Consider the following 19,565-nt stretch of genomic DNA (forward strand, 5'->3'; position numbering starts at 1 on the left):
GCCTATGACAACACAACTGCACCATCGGCACCAAAAGGCAACAGCAATTATTTACCTTATCTATTTGGTCATATTAAAAGTAATTATGTGGGTGCCAGTGGGGAATATCACCTTACGCCCAATATGAAAGTTTATGCAGGTGCAGGCTATGCCGAAAAGTCGCATTCAGGGCAGATGTTTGGCACACGGGTAAATTATAAAGCCAATAAATATTCGATTAATTATTACGATCAACCACAGTCAGAAATTGACGTGACGACCAATCTGGGCGTAGAAGGAATTTTTAATACAGGTTTTATTCAACATACATTTGGCCTACGTGCTGATTATTTAAGCCAAGAATCTTACCAATATAAGATGACAGGTTCTTCATCTGCCTTGTATTTGAACGATATTTATACTCCGAATACTACATATGCTAAAACAACATCAGCTCAGACATATCGTTATGATGATAATACGTTTGTAAGCTATGCTTTAACAGATCAAATGTCGATGTTAAATGATAAGTTGCAGCTGACTTTAGGTGCGCGTTATCAGGATATGCGAATTAAAAATCATCTTTCAAATACCCGTTATTCAGGAGATCGTGTATCTCCAAGTGCGGCAATTGTGTTTAAACCTTTTGGCGATGATTTCTCTGTTTATGCCAGTTATGTTGAAGGGCTGACTCAGGGCGGAACAGTAGGTAATAGCTATGCAAATTATGGTGAAATTTTAGATCCATATAAAACTACGCAATACGAACTTGGTGCTAAGTATCAATCGGGTTCATGGTTAAATACCGTCGCTATCTATCAAGTTGAAAAAGCTGCCAGTATTGTTGAAACACGTAATGGCGAAAACTATTTAACACAAAATGGTCGGCAACGTTCACGCGGTGTTGAATGGATGTTTACGGGTAATTTGACTCAAGATTTAAATATATTGGGTAGTGTTGCTTATATCGATGCTTTATATAATAAAAATAAAGATTATGCAGGCAACAATGTATTGGGCGTTCCACATTTCACCACAGGTTTAACGTTAAGTTATAACCTTCCTATGGTTGAAGGTTTCAGCTTAAACACACATGCCATGTATGTTGCAAAACAATACCTGAACGAGTCCAACACTTTAGATTTACCTGCATATACGATTGTAGATCTTGGTGCAAAATATAAAACCAAAATTGGTGGTGTTGATACGACTTTGCGGTTTAGTGTGGATAATGTTGCCGATAAAAAATATTGGGCAGGGGTATTTGGTACAAATTACGCCATTATTGGCGAGGGGCGTACCTATACCGCTGGGCTGACGTTTAATTTCTAAATAGATATTGCAAAAAACGCTTCTTTTTAGAAGCGTTTTTTATTGCCAATGCGCGATTAATCGCAATTAATTGACATGATTTTCACAAAAACTCATAAATGCTTTTAGCCCCGGCCCTTGGTATTTATGGCGATGTATTAGCATATACAGTGGGCGTTTAAGTTCCCAAAATGGGGTCTCTAAAATGACCAGTTGCCCTGAATTTAACATTGGACGTAGTGCCAATTTAGAAATACAAGAAATGCCCAAACCACCCGAAACAATTTTTAAAATCGCTTCGTTATGACCCAATGTTAAACGAATATTGGCATTTGATAAGTTTTTCAAAATGGCATTGTCAAAGACTTCACGTGTGCCAGAGCCTTCTTCACGTAAAATCCATTCGGCATCGTTTAAGTCTTGTTGTGTAATTGGCCGGTTCAATTGGGCTAAAGGATGAGTTGGTGCACAACATACGGCAAGCTCATCATCGCGCCAATGAATACTTTGCAGTTGGGGTAAATTGCATGAACCTTCAATGAGGGCTAAATCTAACTGAAATTGGTTTACAGCTTCAATAATTTGTCGGGTATTTCCGACTTGAAGTTGCAAATGAGCTTGTGGTTGTTTTTGTAAAAAACCAGCCATTAAATCGGGCATTAAATAATCGCTAATGGTTAGCGTGGCTCCAAGGCGTAAGTCGATACTTTGTAGCTCACCTTTGGCGATTTGTTCAAAGGTTTCACATCGCCCCAATATCTCTAAGGCTTGAGGCAGTAAAAAACGACCTAATTCATTCAGCTGTAAACGCTTGCCTAAGCGATCAAACAAGGGTGCTTCTAAACCATCTTCAAGGTCTGCTAAAGCCATGCTTGCTGCACTTTGGGTGAGTTTAACCGCATCACTGGCTTTGGTGACCGTTCCTTCTTGCGCTACGGCAACGAATACAGCCAATTGTCGTAAGGTCATACGCATAATAAAAGCCTTAAATTGGGAGAAATATCAATATTTGTTGTGTCATGCTAACATGAGCCGATAATTTCTTGCACCTTGAAATCATGACATCTGAAAAATTTACTGTAGAAAAAGTGCTTTCCATTCAACGTTGGACCAATAATTTATTCAGTTTTACCATGACACGTCCTGCGCATTTTAAATTTACAGCAGGGCAGTTTGCGCGAATTGGCATAATGGTCGATGGCGAACTGATTGTGCGTGCCTATTCTTTGGTGTCCTCGCCGTATGATGAAATATTAGAATTTTTCTCAATTGTGGTGCCAGACGGTGCATTTACATCGCGGTTACAGCATTTAAAAGTAGATGATGAACTATATTTAGAAAAAATCCCTTATGGTTATTTAACCCTTGCTCGTTATCAGCAACCGGCCCCGAAAGACTTATGGTTACTTGCGACCGGTACTGGACTTGCGCCATTTTTGTCGATGTTACAAGATTTCTCTACATGGCAGCATTATCAGCAAATTTTCTTGGTTTACAGTGTGCGTAGCCAAGCCGAGTTGGCTTATGTGGCGCGAATAAAAGAGATTCATGAAAGCTTTGGCGAAAATCATCCTAATTTTTGCTTTATTCCAGTCATCACCCGCGATGCAACGGCAACACTCAATCAGCGCTTACCGATATTGATTGAAAATGGTCAATTAGAACAGGTTGCTGGTCAAAACTTTAATGTAGACAGCAGTCATATTATGTTATGTGGTAACCCTGAAATGGTCGAGGATACCAAAGAAGCATTAAAGCGCCGTGGATTAAAAATGAATCGCCGTGGTGAAGGCAATATTGCCGTAGAAAATTACTGGTAATGAGCTGCGATTAAAGCAGCGCAAGGGCGATTAAAGCAGCGCAAGGGCGATTAAAGCAGCGCAAGGGCGATTAAAGCAGCGCAAGGGCGATTAAAGCAGCGCAAGGCATTTAAGACGCCCAATTTTAATGCACCAACATATCCATGAAATCACGAATTTCAGTAATCGCGGTTGCAAGATCGGTGGTGAGCCATGTCGGTTCAAAAATACCAACGTAATAATCTAAGCGTTCTTGCGGCACAACGAGGCGAATTGGGCATTCTTCTTCAAGTAAACGCCATGGAATAATGGGCGTTTCTTGATCTAAAAACACCTGCACATCGCGGATATCAATAATCATAGCATTGACACAATCGGGCACAGGAATCACCGATAATTCTTCAGTTCTACGACGGAAATACTCTAAATCTGCCCATGTCAGTTGAGCGCTTGGTTTTTTAAACGTGATGATACCGATCAGATGCTGATCTCGGGTGTGATGAATCGAGCACTGATGACTAACATCGGTTTCTAAATCGAGCGAAATACGCTGACACTGGTATGACATAAATATAATGAATGATCAAAGCGGGACATAGTATAGCTTATTTTTTAATACGAGAACCGACAAAGCCAAGATACGTTGTTGTTATCTTTTTTAACAGAACATAACAAAAAAGCGTGATAGATTAAAAAATATGCAATAACAATACAATATAGGGGATTCAGAACATGATGATTCCTTCTTATTCAATCCGCTGTGGTGCTGAACAACAACTAAAAAATCATCGTTTACATGTACGTTTTTTAGGTGTTGTTTCGCTCATAATTTTAACCATTATCTCTATGAACTTTCATACTCAAACGCGCTCAATTTTCAGCTAGGTTTTGCCTAGCTTTTTTGTAGTTTTTGATATGATTTCATAACGATTTTATTCAAACATTCATTTTGAGCAATGAATCGAAAAACAGCATACCGATACATAAATTCTTAAAACATAACATGATGGATAACAACAAAGAGGATAATCAATGAATCGTGATCTTTATAATCAAGGTTGGAGTAGTGAAAGTTTTCAATATTATTGGGAACAGTTCCAACCCATTTTCGCTGCAATTGCTGTTTTTATTGTGGGCTGGATCATCGCTTTGGTGGTTGCAGCAGGCATAAAAAAAGTTCTACAGCTCCTTAAAACCAATCAACATTTGTCTTCAGCAACAGGGCATAGTCCAGATTACGAGCGTATTATTGCCCGTTTTGTTTTTTGGTTTGTGCTGACAATTGCCATTATTGCGGCGTTGAATGTATTAAATATTAGTAGTGTTAGTGGGCCACTCAGTGCCATGATTGCACAGGTCTTGGTTTTTATTCCTAATCTGATTGCCGCTGTTGTGGTCGGTTTTATTGGATGGATTCTTGCCAAACTTGCTCGTGCCGGAATTACTCGCGTACTTGCCAAAACCCAATTAGATGAAAATTTAAGTAACCAAGTGGGTGTGCAGCCAGTAAGCAGTCATATTGCAGAAATTGTTTATTGGCTGATTCTATTACTGTTTTTACCTATTATTCTGTCAATTTTGGGTCTATCTGGCTTACTGGTGCCTGTACAGGGCATGATTAATCAAGCTGTTAGCTATATTCCAAATATCTTTATTGCCGGCGTGATTGTTTTTGTTGGGTATATTCTTGCAAAAATTGTGCGCGGCATTGTCGAAGGCTTAATTAGTAGCGTTGGCTTACAAGAACAAGTACAAAAAATTGGCATGTTCAAAAATGGCAACCTTGCTCAAGTATTAGGTGCTTTTGTTTTTGCCGTCATTTTAATTACCACCTTAATTATTGCATTTGAAACGCTGGGCATACAGGCAATTTCAGAACCTGCAACCGCCATGCTCAATGAAATTATGTCTGCCATTCCAAATATTATTGCTGCGGGCTTAATTTTAATTTTGGCATATGTTGTTTCACGCTTTGTGGCCAATTTAATTCAAGACATTTTGTCTGGTACAGGCATTGACGATTTACCTGCAAAAGCCGATGTACAGCGATTTTTAGGCAACACCAAAGTGTCACAGGTGATTGGATGCTTAATCGTATTCTTTACAATGTTGTTTGCGGTGTCTGAGGCGGCGAACCGTTTAGGCTTCGAGCAAATTAGTCATTTAATCTCGGTATTTATTCAATTTGGTGCAAACATTTTACTGGGTGCATTTATATTGGTGGTTGGGTTCTGGCTTGCCAACATTGTTGGAAACGTGGTGCAACGTGGTGAATACAATAGCTCGCGCTGGTTAGGCTGCTTAGTCAAAGTGCTTATTATGGGATTAGTGCTTGCGATGGGCCTTCGCGCCATGGGCATTGCCGATTCGATTGTGAATTTAGCATTTGGCTTAACCTTGGGTGCAGTTGCAGTTGCCTTTGCTTTGGCCTTTGGATTAGGCGGTCGCCAACCGGCTGAAAGCTTACTGACACACTTGTTGGAAAAAGCGAAAAAAGAGGCGTGTCAGCCGAACGATTTAGCGAAATCCAGCCCATTAATGACCGAAAAAGTCGAGGCGGATCAAAACGATGTATCGCAAGAAAACCCGTATGATCCCAACAATCAAAACCCAAATGCTTAATTAGGTAGCACATTTAGGCTCAATTTTACTGTTAAAGTTGAGCCTAATCTATAAATAGGAGAACCGTATGAAAACTGCAAAACGTCCCAATAAATATTTCGCGCCACTTGCGATTGCAGGCATTACCGTGGCTGTGTTGGCAAAAGCATATCAAGCCATTTTTAAGAAAGATAAATTACCCGCTGAAACCAATAGCGCGGACAATAACCAGCATTTAGAAAATTCTGCGCCATTAGAAAAAGATGAAGATGCTAATCATTAAACATATTCGGCGGCTGCATAAGCTGAAGACCACGCCCATTGGAAGTTATAGCCACCTAAGTGACCGGTGACATCTAAAACTTCACCAATAAAGAATAAGCCTTTTTGTTTTTTACTTTCCATGGTTTTAGACGATACTTCGCGGGTGTCTACACCGCCTAAAGTCACTTCTGCGGTGCGATAACCTTCTGTGCCGGAAGGCTTAACCTGAAAACCATGCAATTGCTTGGCAATATGCTCTAATTTTTGGTCGCTAAATTGTCCGAGTGCAAGTTCTGCATCGGCCGGCCAAATGAGTTGTTGCAGCTCAAGCACAATACTTTTAGCAGCGAACTCACCTAAAATAGTTCTTAATAATGTTTTGGGATGGCTTTGTTTTTTCTGTTTTAAAAGCTGCAATAAATCATGTTGTGGGAAGAAATCAATTTGAAAGGCTTCCCCAGCTTGCCAATAATTTGAAAGTTGTAATGAACTTGGCCCGCTTAAGCCACGGTGGGTAAATAAAAGTGCTTCGGTAAATGCCGTTTTTTCATTGCTTAAGGTGGCATCTAAGGCATTGCCACTTAAGCGTGTGGTTACTTCTTTAAATTGATCGGAAAAAGTAAAGGGAACCAATCCTGCACGTGTTGGGTAAACATAATGTCCAAATTTTTCTGCAATTTCATAGCCAAAAGCTGAGCCGCCTAAACTAGGAATAGATAAGCCGCCAGTGGCAACCACCACCGATTCACAGTTAAATTGCGCTTGATTGGTTTGTACTAAAAAACCACCTTGTTGTGCTTTAACACTGTGTACGCTATGCAGCGTTTGAATTTCAACCCGTTTGGTTTTATCGCATTCGGCCAAGAGCATATTTAAAATTTCTTTTGAGCCGTTTAGGGTAAATAATTGTCCATGTTTACGTTCTTCATAGGCAATTTTATAATCGGCTACCATGCCAAGAAAATCCCAGTTGCTATAACGCGATAGGGCAGAAATCACAAAATGCGGATTATGCGAAAGATAATGTCCCGCTTCGACATCCAAATTAGTAAAGTTACATTTGCCCCCACCAGACATCAGGATTTTTTTGCCCACTTTATTGGCTTTTTCAAGCACTAAAACCGAGCGTCCACGTTTTGCCGCACAGGCTGCCAACATTAAACCCGATGCGCCTGCACCCAGCACGATGACATCATAATCTGTTGCGGACATCTCGTTTCTCTTTACTTTAAAAAGGGCGCATTATACAAAAATTACCCTTGCCGTGCAGTTAAATCTGACGACCTTGTAAGCCACCTGTATGAATCGCCAAAATGCGTGTGCCCGATGCAAAATAATCTTTTTTAATTAAATCAAACAGTCCCATGAGCATTTTAGCGGTGTAAATCTGTTCTAAGGGAATCTGATATTGGGCTTCAAAATTTTGTATAAATTGCATCAATTCAGGTGTGGTTTTGGCATAACCGCCACAACAATAAGCATCGGTAATTTGCCAATTGCGTTTAAGCGTCAGTTGTTGCACATCATGGGTTAAAAAATCGCCTTTTAAGGCGGAAAAACCTAAAATTTGCTGCGTTGGAAGGCTCGATTCAATTAACCCTGCAAGTGTTCCACCCGTACCCACCGCACAGCAAAATTGGTCATAATTGCTTAAATCGTCTGGGGTCAGAATCTCTTTACAGCCTTGTATTGCCAATGAATTGGTTCCACCCTCAGGGATAATTAAAAAATCTGGATATTGACGAGCCAGCGTTTGTAAAAATTCTACTTCATGGCGCTGTTGATAATGTTGGCGCGAAACGAAGTGGAGTTGCATGCCAAATTGTTGCGCTGTACTTAATGTTGAATTGAGCTTTTTATGCGCGAGTTCTTCACCTCGAATGATAGCAATACTTTTTAAACCTAAGCCATGCGCAGCAAAAGCCGTGGCCGCAATATGATTCGAATACGCCCCACCAAAAGTTAATACACCTATTTTTTGCTGTTGCTGTGCCTGCTGAAAATTATATTTCAGCTTATAAAATTTGTTGCCTGATATCTGTGGATGAACCAAATCCAGCCGTTTTAAGTCAAGTTGAATGCGTGCATTTTGAATTAAGGTTTGATGTGGAATTTGGCTCGGCGCAAAAAGATCGGACATGTTTAATCTGCCTGACCTTGACTTGATGTATCGACTGAACTGATCACAGACATGCCCGGTCTTAAGCGATTTATTTCAGGCTGATTGGGATCAATGCTAATTTTAACCGCAATACGTTGCACCACTTTAGTAAAGTTACCTGTCGCATTGTCTGTTTTCAGCACACTAAATTCAGAACCTGCCGCCGGTGAAATTTCACTGACATGACCTGTAAATTTTTTATGGTCTAAGGCATCTACGGTAAAAAAGGCTTTTTGACCAATTTTCATTTGCGCAATTTGGGTTTCTTTAAAATTGGCGATGACCCAAGTGGTTTGTGGAATTAAATACAAAAGCTGCGAACCTGCACCAACGTATTGCCCTAAACGCGGGGTGACTTCACCTAGCTGACCATCCATCGGGGCGGTAATAACGCTGTAGTCTCGTGTGGTATTGGCTTGGTCAAGCTGTGCACCGGCACTGCTGACTTGCGCTTCCAGCCCAACGGTTGCCACTTCCGCCGTTTTAAGTGCTGCTTGTGCCACGTTTACATTGGCTTTGGCTTCATTTAATAATGCGAGGGTGTTGGATACACTTGCACGACTTTGGTCAAAATCGGCCTGAGAAACCGCACCTGTATTAGACAATGCTTGATAACGTTTCAGTTGTTGCAACGATAATTGATATTGCGATTCAATTTGTGCAACTTTGGCCTGTGCTGCCACAATATCGGCTTGGCGCTGCGCAATCGCTTGTTTTTGATTATTTAAATTATTGGCCGCTTGTTCAACATTCGATTTTGCCTGCGTGACTTTTTGATCGTAGGTTGTGGGGTCAATATGCATTAACACTTGACCTTTTTTTACATGGTCAAAGTCACTCACCAACACTTCTTGCACATAACCATTAATTTGCGAAGATAAAACCGTGGTTTTGCCTTTAATATAACTATTGTCTGTTTGTTGAATTGGGCTATTAAATGGCCCAATTTGCCATGCCCACATAATTAATCCAATGCCGAAAAGTAGCACAAAAAACATAACGACCAAAGTCGATTTATTGGCTTTGATGATTTTACTGACTTTAGGCACAGTTTTTAAATGCGGTGGCTGAGAGCTTGCCGACGCTTCTGTGTCCGAGGTTGTTTTTGGTGTTTGTTGTTCACTCATAGCAATACTCAATTTGAAGAAGAAGGAAGTTGGCGATGTTGGCTGTATCGCGCCCAGGCAATATTGGTTAAGCCCCAAATCAATAAAATCAGGGCAAAAATACCATTTAAATAAATTACATCATTATAGGCACGGACTTGAGCTTCGCGTGAACTGGCCTGTGCTAGCGCTGCGCGTGCTTGTGCCTGTGCTTTGTTAGGATCGCTAATTACACTGCTAAATTTGGCCTGATATTGTTGTAACCGCTGATTCACAAGGCTATCGGTGCTGTCTAAGCCGTTGTTAATGGTCATTTGATAGACCTGTACGCGCTCTTTTTGATAGGTGGAAAAAAAGGATGAACCGATTAAACCGCCAAAATTTTGAGTGGCTGCAAACAAAACGATATACGTCACAATATGGCTGGCACCTTGTTGCATTGCACGACCAAAACCAGTGAGCAACAGCGGGCCAATAAACAAGCCTCCTGCAAATGCTACTAAAGATTGACTGAGGTAAAAGTTGGCAGGGCGGACATCACTGGTTAAATGTCGGTCGAGTCCACAGGCAATAAAAATTAAAATTACTGCAAATAATAACTGTGAGGTCATGTGCTCGCGGGAAAAGGTGATAGCACTAAAAATCACCCCAAATAACATGGCAAAGAAAATCACGGTATACAGCGGCACAAATTGATCTGGCCCCATACCCATAGTTTTTAAAAAATTAACCGCAGCATAGGTTTGTTCAGACATGAGTAAACGTAAAGCAAATGCTGCAAAAATAAAGCGTAAAGTTGAACTCGCCCCAAGCCAGCGCGTCATAATCAATGGGTTTTCGCGTAAATGTTCGTAGCCAAATCCAATAACCAGCAAAACTACTCCTGCAATAAGCATGTAGGCAAGCCAAGGGGAGTCGAACCACCACAATAACGGTCCTTGAACCAACACTGCACATAAACAGGCAAAACCCGGTGCCAATAAAGCAAAGGTGACAAAATCTTGCTTTTCAAACACCGCAATGCGAATACTGCGTGGCAGTTTCAGCGCAACTACCATGGCATAGCAGCACACAGCAAGGCCCAGTTCAAAGCGATAAAGCACCTGCCAATTATTCACACTCACCAATAACGGTGAAATAATCCATGCCAAAGGCACAGCGAGCTGTGAAAAACCCATCCCAATATATAAGCCTTTAATTCGGTGTTCTTTGGTAAAGCCCTGCATAATGTAATACATACCCAAAGAGCTTAAAGGCGCGGCAACCAAACCACTAAAGAAACGTACAAACAATGCCGAATGATAGGTATCCACAAACATATGCAGCAGCATGACCGCAATAAATGCGAGTAAGGCAATTTCACTAAATAAGCGTAAGCCATATTGTTGGCGTGTTTTAAATAAAATTAAATTGGCGCTGACATTGGCCATAACGTAGGCTGCCGGTAACCAAGCCGCTTCTACAGGCGTCAGACCATATTCACCTTGTAATTGCGGTAAGTTCGCCGTAATAAAGCCATTACTTAAACCGGCCGAAAGGGCAATAAAAACACCAATAATAAAATATAAATAGCGTTTAACGCGCGAGTGTGCAATGGACGGTGGCGACCCGGGTAAAACTGGGCGCTCATCTTCAGTCCAGTCGGGAGGCGTTTCAAGATAATGCGGTGCTTTATCCATGTGTCACGTCCTGTGAAATTTGAATTCCAACAAATAAAAGTTCAAGTACGCGTTTGGCTAAACGAGTTTGCTCTTGTTCGGTATGCCCACGAAACGATGAGGCCAAAATAGAAACAATGGTACGATAATCTTCAAATGTTAAATCAGGTCGGCATTTTTTTGCCGCAATCGCACGATCAATTAGCGGTTGAATGATCGCTTGATGGCGAAGACTTAGCTGTTTTAAAACAGGATCATCGTGTTCTAATACTTTCCAATATTCTTTTAATGCACTTAAATAACGTAAATTTTCGATGTGACTGTGAATGAGTTGAAATAGTCCGTCATCATCATTTTCATAACGCGCAACGCGTGGTTTTAGATTTTCAATACTATCAGCTAATAGCGCATGAATTAATGCAGTTCGGTCGGAAAAATTACGATAAAAGGTTGCTCTGCCAACACCGGCATGGTCAATAATCAGTTGTAGCGGCACATGAATACCATGGGTTTTGATCATTTCTGCTGCTGCTTGCAGCAGTTCTTCACGGTTTTGAGTTGCGCGTGCTAAATGCTTATTCATGCCAGAAAAACGGCTATTAAAGAAAGTTGATATTTTACGGACAAAATTGTCCGAATTTACTAAAAATAATGTGTAACTTTGTAAATAATAACTTTTAGTTATATTTTATCTTAAAATACATCATTATTATTTTTAATTTGTGCGGTTTATGCTGACTTTATCTTATTGCAGAGCCTAGCCAAAATGACCAATCAACAAAACATTTCACAAAAACAATATCAAGATAAATCAGATGCTTATTTAAAGAGCCAAGTGCATGCACAAGGGGCAGAGTTTGAAAAAATGCGCCAATGTATTCAAGCGCATCAATTTAAACAGATTTTAGATTTAGGTTGTGGTGGTGGGCATGTGAGTTATCAGGTTGCAGACTTAACTGAACGCACCATTGCTTATGATGTAACGCCTGAAATGTTAAGCGTAGTTGAAAAAGAAGCACAGCAAAGAGGACTTACACAAATACAAACCCAATTGGGCATGGCCGAAAAATTACCTTTTGCAGATGCATCTTTTGATTGTGTGATTAGCCGTTATTCTGCACATCATTGGCAACATGTCGGGCAGGCCATGCAGGAAATTTATCGTATTCTTGCTCATAACGGTAAAGTCATTTTGGTGGATATTTTAGGCAATGCTCAGCCCGCTTTAGATACCTTTTTACAAACCATTGAAATGATTCGTGACCCCAGTCATGTGCGTGATTACAGTTTGTCGGAATGGATGCATTTTGCCGAATATTCTGGTTTTCGCGTTGAACAAATGCAAAAACAAAGTTTAAGTTTAGATTTTGAAAGTTGGGTGAGTCGCATGAAAACCCCGGAAAATCAGGTCAAAACCATTCGAGCCTTACAAGCAAGCGTAGCCGACAACGTAAAAGACTACTTCCATATTCAAAAGGATGGCTCTTTTCAAACGGAAGTCATGTATTTAGTTTTATCTAAAGCAGCTTAAATCTGCTACACTGTGGCGCTTAATTTTTGCATAAATAGGGTTTCCTTTGGACAGTTTATTGCCGCTTGTTTCTATTACTGCAGCATTGATGTTGGGTGCAATGAGTCCGGGGCCAACCTTTATTTATGTGGCTAAAAACTCGATTGCCATTTCACGTAAACACGGGCTATATACTGCATTAGGAACGGGAACTGGTGCGGCATTTTTTGGCTTACTTGCGGTGATGGGCTTACAAGCAATTTTATTGGCTGTGCCTTCTGCTTATTTGGTCTTAAAAATTTGTGGTGGTTTATATTTGCTGTGGCTGGCTTTTAAAATTATTCGACATGCCAAAGAACCCATGCAGACCGAGCAAGATGTAACGCAAAAAATGAGCCATCGCCAGGCCTATCGTTTAGGATTTATTACACAACTGAGTAACCCTAAAATTGCGATTGTGCTTGCAAGTATTTTTACTGCGCTGTTACCTAAAGATATTCCAAGCTATTACTATATTGTTTTGCCTGTTTTATGTTTTTTTATTGATGCAGGATGGTATTCATTGGTTGCGGTGATTCTATCTGCTGAAGGGCCGCGAAAAATCTATTTAAAATCTAAAGCTATTTTTGACCGTCTTGCCGGTGGGGTTATGACTTTATTGGGCTTAAAATTAATTTTTGGAATGAAATAAGCGCTTGTTCGATGCTCCTTGCCCGATGATGACAATACAGTCGGGCTTTTTTATTAGGTTTGAAAATTTTAAAAACTGCTTAGAATAAATACAATTTGAAATATATTTTTTATTTCGTTTCACAGAAAAGCTGCTAATTTAAAAGAAAATAATTCTAACGCGGAGGCTACACCCATGAAAAAAATAGCGTTTTTCATGCTGTGCTTAGTGGTGTTGGCAGGGTGTGAAGCAGTGGAAAAAAAACCAAAATATGACACCAAAAGTATTGCAGGCATGCCTGTACATGAACAAGATTATCAGTTGAAAACTGCAAAGAATTAATTTAAATTTATCAATAATTTGTGTGATTAAAGCGCTTGTAATTTGAATCCGATCGTATTATCAAACATAAAAAATCCGCACGAATGCGGATTTTTTATTTCTTAAAGATTAAGAGACTTTATCACCCGGTTTAGCACCGCTGTCTGGCGAAACAATAAAGATCCCTTCTGCATTGCCTGCAGCCATTACCATGCCGTTAGAAACGCCAAAACGCATTTTACGTGGCGCAAGGTTGGCAACGAGAACCACCAATTTCCCTTTTAAATCTTCAGGCGCATAAGCACTGCGAATACCACTGAACACATTACGTGGTTCGGCTTCGCCTGCATCTAAAGTCAATTGTAGTAGTTTATCTGAACCTTCTACCGTTGCCGCATCTAACACTTGTGCGACACGTAAGTCGATTTTCATAAAATCTTCAATGCCGATGGTTTCAGCTTCGCCAATTTTAGCTTCGGCTTTTTTCTCTGCCACTTTTTCTTTTTTCTTTTCTGCTTTCACAGGTGTTGCAGCAGGCGCCGCCAATGAATCTTTAGACGCATCAACCATTGCTGTTACCGCTTTCGGGTCGACGCGTTGCATTAATGGTTGGAACGGTGCAATGGCGTGGTTCAGCAAAATCGTTTTGCGTGAAGCAAAGTCAAAGCTGTCTAACTGTAAGAAGGCTTGTACTTGCTCTGCTAAGCTTGGTAACACTGGCGCAAGATACACTGCTAATTGACGGAACAAGTTGATGCCGACAGAGCAAACGTCATGTACTTGTTGCGCTTGACCTTCTTGTTTTGCCAATGCCCACGGTTTTTTCTCGTCAATATATTGGTTGGCACGGTCTGCCAACGCCATAATTTCACGAATGGCCGCACTGAATTCACGGTCTTCGTAAGCTTTGGCAATTGAGTCGCCCGCATCAATAAAGCTTTGTACCAATTCAGCTTCTACACAAGTGGTAGATAAGGTATTGTCAAAATCTTTATTGATAAACTTGGCACAGCGGCTAGCAATGTTCACCACTTTACCGACCAAGTCTGAGTTTACTTTTTGAATGAAATCGTCCAAGTTTAAGTCTGAATCTTCAACTTTATCAGAAAGTTTAGAAGCGAAATAATAACGTAAATATTCAGGGTTTAAGTGTTCTAAATAGGTTTCCGCTTTAATAAACGTGCCACGCGATTTAGACATTTTCTGACCATTTACGGTTAAGAAACCATTCACGAATAAGCCGGTTGGCGTGCGGTAATTTGCACCTTCAAGCATCGCTGGCCAAAACAGGGCATGGAAATAAACAATGTCTTTACCAATGAAATGGTACACTTCATTTTGGCTGTCTTTTTTCCAATAATCGTCAAAGTTTAAATCTGGACGTTTGGTTTTAATGTAGTTTTCAAAACTTGCCATGTAACCAATTGGCGCATCGACCCATACATAAAAATATTTGTTTGGTGCATCTGGAATTTCAAAACCAAAATAAGGTGCGTCACGAGAAATATCCCAATCGGCTAAACCAGCGTCAAACCATTCATCGAGTTTGTTGGCAATGGAAACAGGTAAACGACCTGAATCGCGTGTCCATTTTTGTAAGTATTCGGTAAAGTTTGGCAGTTTAAAGAAATAATGATCTGACGATTTTTCAACTGGTGTTGCGCCACTTAAGGTTGAACGTGGGTTTTCAAGTTCAGTTGCATTATACGTTGTGCCACAAACTTCGCATGAGTCGCCATATTGGTCGTCTGCTTTACATTTCGGGCAAGTGCCTTTAATGAAACGGTCTGACAAAAACATTTGTTTTTCAGGGTCGAATAATTGGCTGACAGGGCGAATGGCAATATTGCCTGCGTCACGGTTTTTTAGGTAAATTTCTTGAGAACGCGCTTTGTTAGTGTCGCTGTGGGTTGAATCATAATGATCGAAGCTGATACCAAATCCAGCAAAATCACGCTCATGTTCTTTTTGAACATTGGCAATTTGTTGTTCTGGGCTAATTGCATTGGCTTCGGCACGCAGCATAATGGCGGTACCATGCGCATCATCCGCACAAACATAGGTCACATCATGTCCCATTGCACGCATGGCACGAACCCAAATATCAGCTTGGATATAACCGAGTAAATGACCCATGTGGATAGGACCATTGGCATAAGGTAGGGCATTGGTGACTAAAATTTTACGCACGGACGCAGTTCTCTCATTCGTATTTTACAAAGCAAAGATTTTACCTGATGCATGCACATAAGCAAAGGCGAATCGGTCATCTTCAAAAAAGTCTGAACAATTCAAGCAAGAAACTCAAAATACAAACCTTAAAATGAGCATGTCATGACATATTCGGCGCTCAAAAGATCATGCAGACTAGAGTTGAGTGAATCTGTTTCAGATTACATGGATATAAAAGCAATACATGCCTGCAAACAGATGTTAAAAGCCAACTAAATAAGTTGGTTTTATAATCATATTCAAAAAGCCTGATGCTAAGGTTCTTACCCTACCGCTCAGTTAGAGGTACACTAGCAAAGATTAAATTGACCACGTAGTTTGGAGTCACAATATGTCTTGGTTTTCTTCGCTAAAATCTGTCTTTTCGCCTGCGCAGGGGGTGAATGAGGAAGAAATCCAGCGTATTTTGCAAAATTATATGCTGCCGCATTCTAGCAACTGCTTAAAAGAGCGAGTCAGTAGCTTGCAGCTGCAAGGGAAAATTTTGCAGCTCAGTATGAATACGTATCCTGCAGAAGCCGAGTATTTACAGCAAATTCACGATGAATTGGTGCAGTTGCTGGAAAAAGCCGGTATTCAAGAATTAAATTTGCATGTGATTCAGCAAAAAACCGGGCAGGTTGCAGCGGCTCAAGCCAGTGCTTGTAACAGTGCGCAGCAGGCTCACTCTGGACATGCCTGTTCAACTGAACCCAAAGCTGAAAACCACTTACCACCTGTGGTTGATGCGGCTGACAAAAAAGACAAAGCATCTGTCGATCCGAATAATCCTCCAATTCAAAAAGCCGCACCGCAACAACGCGATATTCCAGCGCATCCGCGTATTCAGCATGTCATTTTGGTGTCGTCTGGTAAAGGCGGCGTAGGAAAATCGACCACAACGGTGAATTTGGCGCTTGCTTTGCAAAAACTCGGTTTAAAAGTGGGCGTTTTGGATGCAGATATTTATGGCCCAAGTATTCCAACCATGTTGGGCAATGCCGGCAAAACACCACTAATTGAAAATGAGCATTTTGTGCCTTTAGATGCCTACGGCATGCCTATTTTGTCGATTGGGCACTTAACTGGGGACAATAATACCCCTGTGGCATGGCGTGGACCTAAGGCAACTGGCGCATTAATGCAATTGTTTAACCAAACCTTATGGCCCGATTTAGATGTGCTGATGATTGACATGCCACCGGGAACCGGCGATATCCAACTTACCTTGGCGCAGCGTATTCCTGTTTCAGGCGCAGTAATTGTGACCACACCGCAAAATGTTGCCTTGTTAGATGCAACCAAAGGCATTGAATTGTTTAATCGCGTACACATTCCGGTGTTGGGTGTGGTTGAAAATATGTCGACTCACATTTGCTCGAATTGTGGATTTGAAGAACAAATTTTTGGCCAAGGGGGCGGTGAGCATTTAGCCGAACAATATGCAATTCCGTTATTAGGACGTTTACCATTAAACGCAAAAATTCGTGAAAATGCAGATAAAGGCCAACCAAGCGTGGTGGCAATGGATGACGCCCACGACAGCTATATGCATATTGCACAGCAGCTTTTGGCTAAAATAGATCAGCTTCCAAACGCGAAAAAAGACCAAAACCGAATTTTTTAAAAGTGTATTTTTTAGGTCAGTGCGGTGCTGACCTAAATATTTAAATTTGTGGCATTTATTAAAGAATCAATTAAAGCGGTTTTTGCGGATTTACTGGAAAATTTTCATGTTTTTTTTTCCAGTTTTTGACCACGTTCCACCGCCAAAAAAAGTGGATAAACACATAAAAAAGGGTGGAAAATAATAAGGCTTCGACAATTAAGCCACTCATTAAAATTTTGGCTAAACTAAAATCGATGTGTCCATGCCCAAAATTTCGAATCCAATTGGCAATTTGATGCATCACGCCCATCAGCATGGGTTTATCAATCATGTGCACATGGAACATTTTTGCGCCAAACCAAAAGCCAATATATAAAATTGGCACAATGGTAAATGGATTGCTTAACCAAGCAAGCGCAAGGCTAACCGGTAAATTCACTTCGAAGCAAAGTACCGCCAACACAATAAAAATACTATGAAAGGGAATCGGCAATAAACCAAAAAAAGTGCCAATAAAAATGGCTTTACAAATGGAACGGCGGTTGACATACCACAACAAAGGATTCGCCGTTCTCGGCCCGAACATTTTCATCATTTTCATGGATGAAATACGTTCATGAGAAGGCAACCACGATTGTAAAAGTTGTTTAACCATAGATTTCCAATATCCTTCATGACTTAAAAATCAAGACAGCCCATGAAGGGTTTACTTAAAAATTGATTATCGCAAAAAGTAGGCAGTAGACCTTTTGAATCTCATATATTGAGCAAGAAAAACTTCAATTTTAAACGACAACATCCTTAATGAAAAGAATGTGTTTGAAAAATAAGCGGGTCTAAGATAACACAAAATGAGGTTTAATTGGCAATTTTGATCATGTCGCACTGCCATTTTAAGCTTACAGATGTGTGCTGATTTTGTTAAAAAAACCATAAAATCATACAGATGTTTTAAAAATTATTACAATTCAAGTTTTGCTAAAAGTGGCAAAAACACCTAGTCTTGGCACAAATAAATTAGAGGTCAATGGATGATTTCTTGGATTTTTATTGGCCTAGTTATGGCCATTTTACTGACCCCAGGGCCAACCAATACCTTGCTGGCATCTTCAGGTATCCGCATTGGTCTGTTGCAATCGTTAAAACTGATTCCGGCCGAAGCAATCGGTTATATCCTTGCAATTAGCATTTGGGGCTTTTTTGTTGATTGGATTGCGCAATCCTTTCCACTGTTGCCGATGCTGATGAAGCTACTCAGTGCCAGCTATATTATTTATTTGGCCATGAAGTTATGGAAAACAGCACAACACAATATAGAGCTAAATTCACCGCTGATTCAGCCTAAAGAATTATTTGCCGCAACCTTATTAAATCCTAAAGCCTTATTGTTTGCTTGTGCCGTTTTTCCTGCCAATACATGGTTGCACTGGTCAAATTATCTTAGCAATATGGCGCTATTTCTAATTTTAGTGTTGCCGATAGCACTTTTTTGGATTGCCTTCGGTCAACTGCTGGCAAAAAGCCAAGTGCAGTGGTTAACGCCATTTCATTTACAACGTACCGCTTCGGTAGTGTTAATGTCTTTTTCGTTGCCCATGAGCTACGCGGCTGTTGTGCGATTATGGTAATTCGCGTTGAAGTGGCATGAAAACGAAGTTGAAATGATGGACATGTTAAAAACACAGCCATTTTCAATAGCGCAGATTTAAGTTAAAGTAGCACGAGTTTAAATTCGATTTTTTATGATTTTGGAATAAATAAATGGCCATTAAGTCTGATCGTTGGATTCGTGAGATGAGTGAAAAGCACGGGATGATAGAACCGTATGCTGCGAATCAAGTCCGCTTTAATGAACAAGGGGAAAAGCTGATTTCCTATGGCGTTTCAAGCTATGGCTATGACGTGCGCTGTGCACCCGAATTCAAAGTATTTACCAATGTCCATTCGGCCATTGTAGACCCGAAAAATTTTGATGATAAAAGCTTTATCGATATTCATTCGGATGTATGTATTATTCCACCGAACTCGTTTGCTTTAGCACGTACGGTCGAATTTTTCCGTATTCCTCGAAATGTGCTTACCGTATGTTTAGGTAAGTCGACCTATGCGCGCTGCGGAATTATTGTGAATGTGACTCCACTTGAACCTGAGTGGGAAGGGCATGTGACTTTAGAATTTTCAAATACCACCAATTTGCCTGCACGTATTTATGCGGGTGAAGGTGTTGCGCAAATGCTCTTCTTTGAAAGCGATGAAGTATGTGAAACTTCATATAAAGACCGTGGTGGTAAATACCAAGGTCAAACTGGTGTTACTTTGCCAAAAGCCTAATCTTTTTGGTAAGTCTAGCCAATATAAAAAATCC

Annotated in this window: 19 protein-coding genes; 10 read left to right on the forward strand and 9 right to left on the reverse strand. The window is 40.5% G+C overall.

What is annotated here, in order from left to right:
- On the forward strand, nucleotides 1-1,311 hold a 1,311-nt coding region (locus I2F62_RS10900), incomplete at its 5' end, for a TonB-dependent receptor (RefSeq protein ID WP_324627039.1).
- A 66-nt stretch (nucleotides 1,312-1,377) separates the two neighbouring features.
- On the opposite strand, the gene gigC is transcribed toward I2F62_RS10900, so the two are convergent.
- Nucleotides 1,378-2,265 (reverse strand): LysR family transcriptional regulator GigC, encoded by an 888-nt coding sequence (gene gigC, locus I2F62_RS10905; protein ID WP_324627040.1) that lies wholly within the window; start codon nucleotides 2,263-2,265, stop codon nucleotides 1,378-1,380.
- A gap of 83 nt (nucleotides 2,266-2,348) precedes the next feature.
- Here gigC and I2F62_RS10910 point away from each other — a divergent pair, with 83 nt between their 5' ends.
- Nucleotides 2,349-3,110: a ferredoxin--NADP reductase gene (locus tag I2F62_RS10910; protein WP_324627041.1), complete on the forward strand. Its 762-nt coding sequence runs from the start codon at nucleotides 2,349-2,351 to the stop codon at nucleotides 3,108-3,110.
- Between the two features lie 124 nt (nucleotides 3,111-3,234).
- On the opposite strand, the gene I2F62_RS10915 is transcribed toward I2F62_RS10910, so the two are convergent.
- The gene (locus I2F62_RS10915) at nucleotides 3,235-3,657 is read right to left on the reverse strand and encodes a hypothetical protein (RefSeq protein ID WP_324627042.1); all 423 of its coding nucleotides are present in this window, start codon (nucleotides 3,655-3,657) and stop codon (nucleotides 3,235-3,237) included.
- A gap of 464 nt (nucleotides 3,658-4,121) precedes the next feature.
- Here I2F62_RS10915 and I2F62_RS10920 point away from each other — a divergent pair, with 464 nt between their 5' ends.
- Nucleotides 4,122-5,711: a mechanosensitive ion channel gene (locus I2F62_RS10920; RefSeq protein WP_420713758.1), complete on the forward strand. Its 1,590-nt coding sequence runs from the start codon at nucleotides 4,122-4,124 to the stop codon at nucleotides 5,709-5,711.
- Nucleotides 5,712-5,778: 67 nt separating this feature from the next.
- Nucleotides 5,779-5,973: a hypothetical protein gene (locus I2F62_RS10925; protein ID WP_324627043.1), complete on the forward strand. Its 195-nt coding sequence runs from the start codon at nucleotides 5,779-5,781 to the stop codon at nucleotides 5,971-5,973.
- Here I2F62_RS10925 and I2F62_RS10930 read toward each other — a convergent pair.
- The 5 genes from I2F62_RS10930 to I2F62_RS10950 are packed head-to-tail and all read right to left on the reverse strand — an operon-like array spanning nucleotide 5,970 to nucleotide 11,462.
- Nucleotides 5,970-7,166: an NAD(P)/FAD-dependent oxidoreductase gene (locus tag I2F62_RS10930; RefSeq protein WP_324627044.1), complete on the reverse strand. Its 1,197-nt coding sequence runs from the start codon at nucleotides 7,164-7,166 to the stop codon at nucleotides 5,970-5,972. The genes I2F62_RS10925 and I2F62_RS10930 overlap by 4 nt on opposite strands.
- Before the next feature lie 58 nt (nucleotides 7,167-7,224).
- Nucleotides 7,225-8,094, reverse strand: a complete 870-nt coding sequence (locus I2F62_RS10935) for a 1-aminocyclopropane-1-carboxylate deaminase/D-cysteine desulfhydrase (protein ID WP_324627045.1) — start codon at nucleotides 8,092-8,094, stop codon at nucleotides 7,225-7,227.
- Between the two features lie 2 nt (nucleotides 8,095-8,096).
- Nucleotides 8,097-9,242 carry an HlyD family secretion protein gene (locus tag I2F62_RS10940; protein WP_324627046.1) on the reverse strand — a complete coding sequence of 382 codons (1,146 nt, stop codon included), beginning with the start codon at nucleotides 9,240-9,242 and terminating at the stop codon, nucleotides 8,097-8,099.
- Nucleotides 9,243-9,250: 8 nt separating this feature from the next.
- Complete coding sequence (locus I2F62_RS10945) at nucleotides 9,251-10,900, reverse strand: MFS transporter (RefSeq protein ID WP_324627047.1); 1,650 nt, start codon at nucleotides 10,898-10,900, stop codon at nucleotides 9,251-9,253.
- Entirely contained in the window at nucleotides 10,893-11,462 is a 570-nt protein-coding gene (locus I2F62_RS10950; RefSeq protein ID WP_324627048.1) for a TetR/AcrR family transcriptional regulator, read from the reverse strand. Before I2F62_RS10950 ends, I2F62_RS10945 begins: the two co-directional genes overlap by 8 nt.
- A 183-nt stretch (nucleotides 11,463-11,645) precedes the next feature.
- On the opposite strand from I2F62_RS10950, the gene I2F62_RS10955 reads away from it, so the two are divergent.
- The 3 genes from I2F62_RS10955 (at nucleotide 11,646) to I2F62_RS10965 (ending at nucleotide 13,401) form a co-directional block, all read left to right on the forward strand.
- The gene (locus I2F62_RS10955) at nucleotides 11,646-12,410 is read left to right on the forward strand and encodes a class I SAM-dependent methyltransferase (protein WP_324627049.1); all 765 of its coding nucleotides are present in this window, start codon (nucleotides 11,646-11,648) and stop codon (nucleotides 12,408-12,410) included.
- A gap of 46 nt (nucleotides 12,411-12,456) precedes the next feature.
- On the forward strand, nucleotides 12,457-13,080 hold the full coding sequence (locus I2F62_RS10960; RefSeq protein ID WP_324627050.1) for a LysE family translocator: 624 nt from the start codon (nucleotides 12,457-12,459) through the stop codon (nucleotides 13,078-13,080).
- Between the two features lie 174 nt (nucleotides 13,081-13,254).
- Nucleotides 13,255-13,401: an NF038215 family lipoprotein gene (locus tag I2F62_RS10965; RefSeq protein WP_324627051.1), complete on the forward strand. Its 147-nt coding sequence runs from the start codon at nucleotides 13,255-13,257 to the stop codon at nucleotides 13,399-13,401.
- A 108-nt stretch (nucleotides 13,402-13,509) separates the two neighbouring features.
- Here the strand turns inward: I2F62_RS10965 and metG are convergent, their stop codons facing one another.
- Entirely contained in the window at nucleotides 13,510-15,570 is a 2,061-nt protein-coding gene (metG, locus tag I2F62_RS10970; RefSeq protein ID WP_324627052.1) for a methionine--tRNA ligase, read from the reverse strand.
- Nucleotides 15,571-15,943: 373 nt separating this feature from the next.
- On the opposite strand from metG, the gene apbC reads away from it, so the two are divergent.
- Complete coding sequence (gene apbC / locus I2F62_RS10975) at nucleotides 15,944-17,218, forward strand: iron-sulfur cluster carrier protein ApbC (RefSeq protein ID WP_324627053.1); 1,275 nt, start codon at nucleotides 15,944-15,946, stop codon at nucleotides 17,216-17,218.
- A 70-nt stretch (nucleotides 17,219-17,288) separates the two neighbouring features.
- Here apbC and I2F62_RS10980 read toward each other — a convergent pair whose 3' ends face one another.
- The gene (locus I2F62_RS10980; RefSeq protein ID WP_324627054.1) at nucleotides 17,289-17,855 is read right to left on the reverse strand and encodes a DUF2062 domain-containing protein; all 567 of its coding nucleotides are present in this window, start codon (nucleotides 17,853-17,855) and stop codon (nucleotides 17,289-17,291) included.
- A gap of 376 nt (nucleotides 17,856-18,231) precedes the next feature.
- Here I2F62_RS10980 and I2F62_RS10985 point away from each other — a divergent pair, with 376 nt between their 5' ends.
- Nucleotides 18,232-18,828 (forward strand): LysE family translocator, encoded by a 597-nt coding sequence (locus I2F62_RS10985; protein WP_324627055.1) that lies wholly within the window; start codon nucleotides 18,232-18,234, stop codon nucleotides 18,826-18,828.
- A 133-nt stretch (nucleotides 18,829-18,961) separates the two neighbouring features.
- The gene (gene dcd / locus I2F62_RS10990) at nucleotides 18,962-19,531 is read left to right on the forward strand and encodes a dCTP deaminase (protein WP_324627056.1); all 570 of its coding nucleotides are present in this window, start codon (nucleotides 18,962-18,964) and stop codon (nucleotides 19,529-19,531) included.
- Nucleotides 19,532-19,565 lie beyond the last annotated feature (34 nt).

Origin of the sequence: Acinetobacter sp. MD2(2019) (genome assembly GCF_035615615.1) — a bacterium.
Taxonomy (GTDB): Bacteria; Pseudomonadota; Gammaproteobacteria; order Pseudomonadales; family Moraxellaceae; genus Acinetobacter.

What these genes read in the sequence shown, in the direction of transcription:
- gigC (WP_324627040.1), bottom strand. Translation starts at nt 2,265, where the DNA reads ATGCGTATGACCTTACGACAATTGGCTGTATTCGTTGCCGTAGCGCAA.
- apbC (WP_324627053.1), top strand. Translation starts at nt 15,944, where the DNA reads ATGTCTTGGTTTTCTTCGCTAAAATCTGTCTTTTCGCCTGCGCAGGGG.
- I2F62_RS10985 (WP_324627055.1), top strand. Translation starts at nt 18,232, where the DNA reads ATGATTTCTTGGATTTTTATTGGCCTAGTTATGGCCATTTTACTGACC.
- I2F62_RS10955 (WP_324627049.1), top strand. Translation starts at nt 11,646, where the DNA reads ATGACCAATCAACAAAACATTTCACAAAAACAATATCAAGATAAATCA.
- I2F62_RS10945 (WP_324627047.1), bottom strand. Translation starts at nt 10,900, where the DNA reads ATGGATAAAGCACCGCATTATCTTGAAACGCCTCCCGACTGGACTGAA.
- I2F62_RS10980 (WP_324627054.1), bottom strand. Translation starts at nt 17,855, where the DNA reads ATGGTTAAACAACTTTTACAATCGTGGTTGCCTTCTCATGAACGTATT.
- I2F62_RS10950 (WP_324627048.1), bottom strand. Translation starts at nt 11,462, where the DNA reads ATGAATAAGCATTTAGCACGCGCAACTCAAAACCGTGAAGAACTGCTG.
- I2F62_RS10925 (WP_324627043.1), top strand. Translation starts at nt 5,779, where the DNA reads ATGAAAACTGCAAAACGTCCCAATAAATATTTCGCGCCACTTGCGATT.
- dcd (WP_324627056.1), top strand. Translation starts at nt 18,962, where the DNA reads ATGGCCATTAAGTCTGATCGTTGGATTCGTGAGATGAGTGAAAAGCAC.
- I2F62_RS10915 (WP_324627042.1), bottom strand. Translation starts at nt 3,657, where the DNA reads ATGTCATACCAGTGTCAGCGTATTTCGCTCGATTTAGAAACCGATGTT.
- I2F62_RS10910 (WP_324627041.1), top strand. Translation starts at nt 2,349, where the DNA reads ATGACATCTGAAAAATTTACTGTAGAAAAAGTGCTTTCCATTCAACGT.
- I2F62_RS10920 (WP_420713758.1), top strand. Translation starts at nt 4,122, where the DNA reads ATGAATCGTGATCTTTATAATCAAGGTTGGAGTAGTGAAAGTTTTCAA.
- I2F62_RS10935 (WP_324627045.1), bottom strand. Translation starts at nt 8,094, where the DNA reads ATGTCCGATCTTTTTGCGCCGAGCCAAATTCCACATCAAACCTTAATT.
- I2F62_RS10930 (WP_324627044.1), bottom strand. Translation starts at nt 7,166, where the DNA reads ATGTCCGCAACAGATTATGATGTCATCGTGCTGGGTGCAGGCGCATCG.
- I2F62_RS10965 (WP_324627051.1), top strand. Translation starts at nt 13,255, where the DNA reads ATGAAAAAAATAGCGTTTTTCATGCTGTGCTTAGTGGTGTTGGCAGGG.
- I2F62_RS10940 (WP_324627046.1), bottom strand. Translation starts at nt 9,242, where the DNA reads ATGAGTGAACAACAAACACCAAAAACAACCTCGGACACAGAAGCGTCG.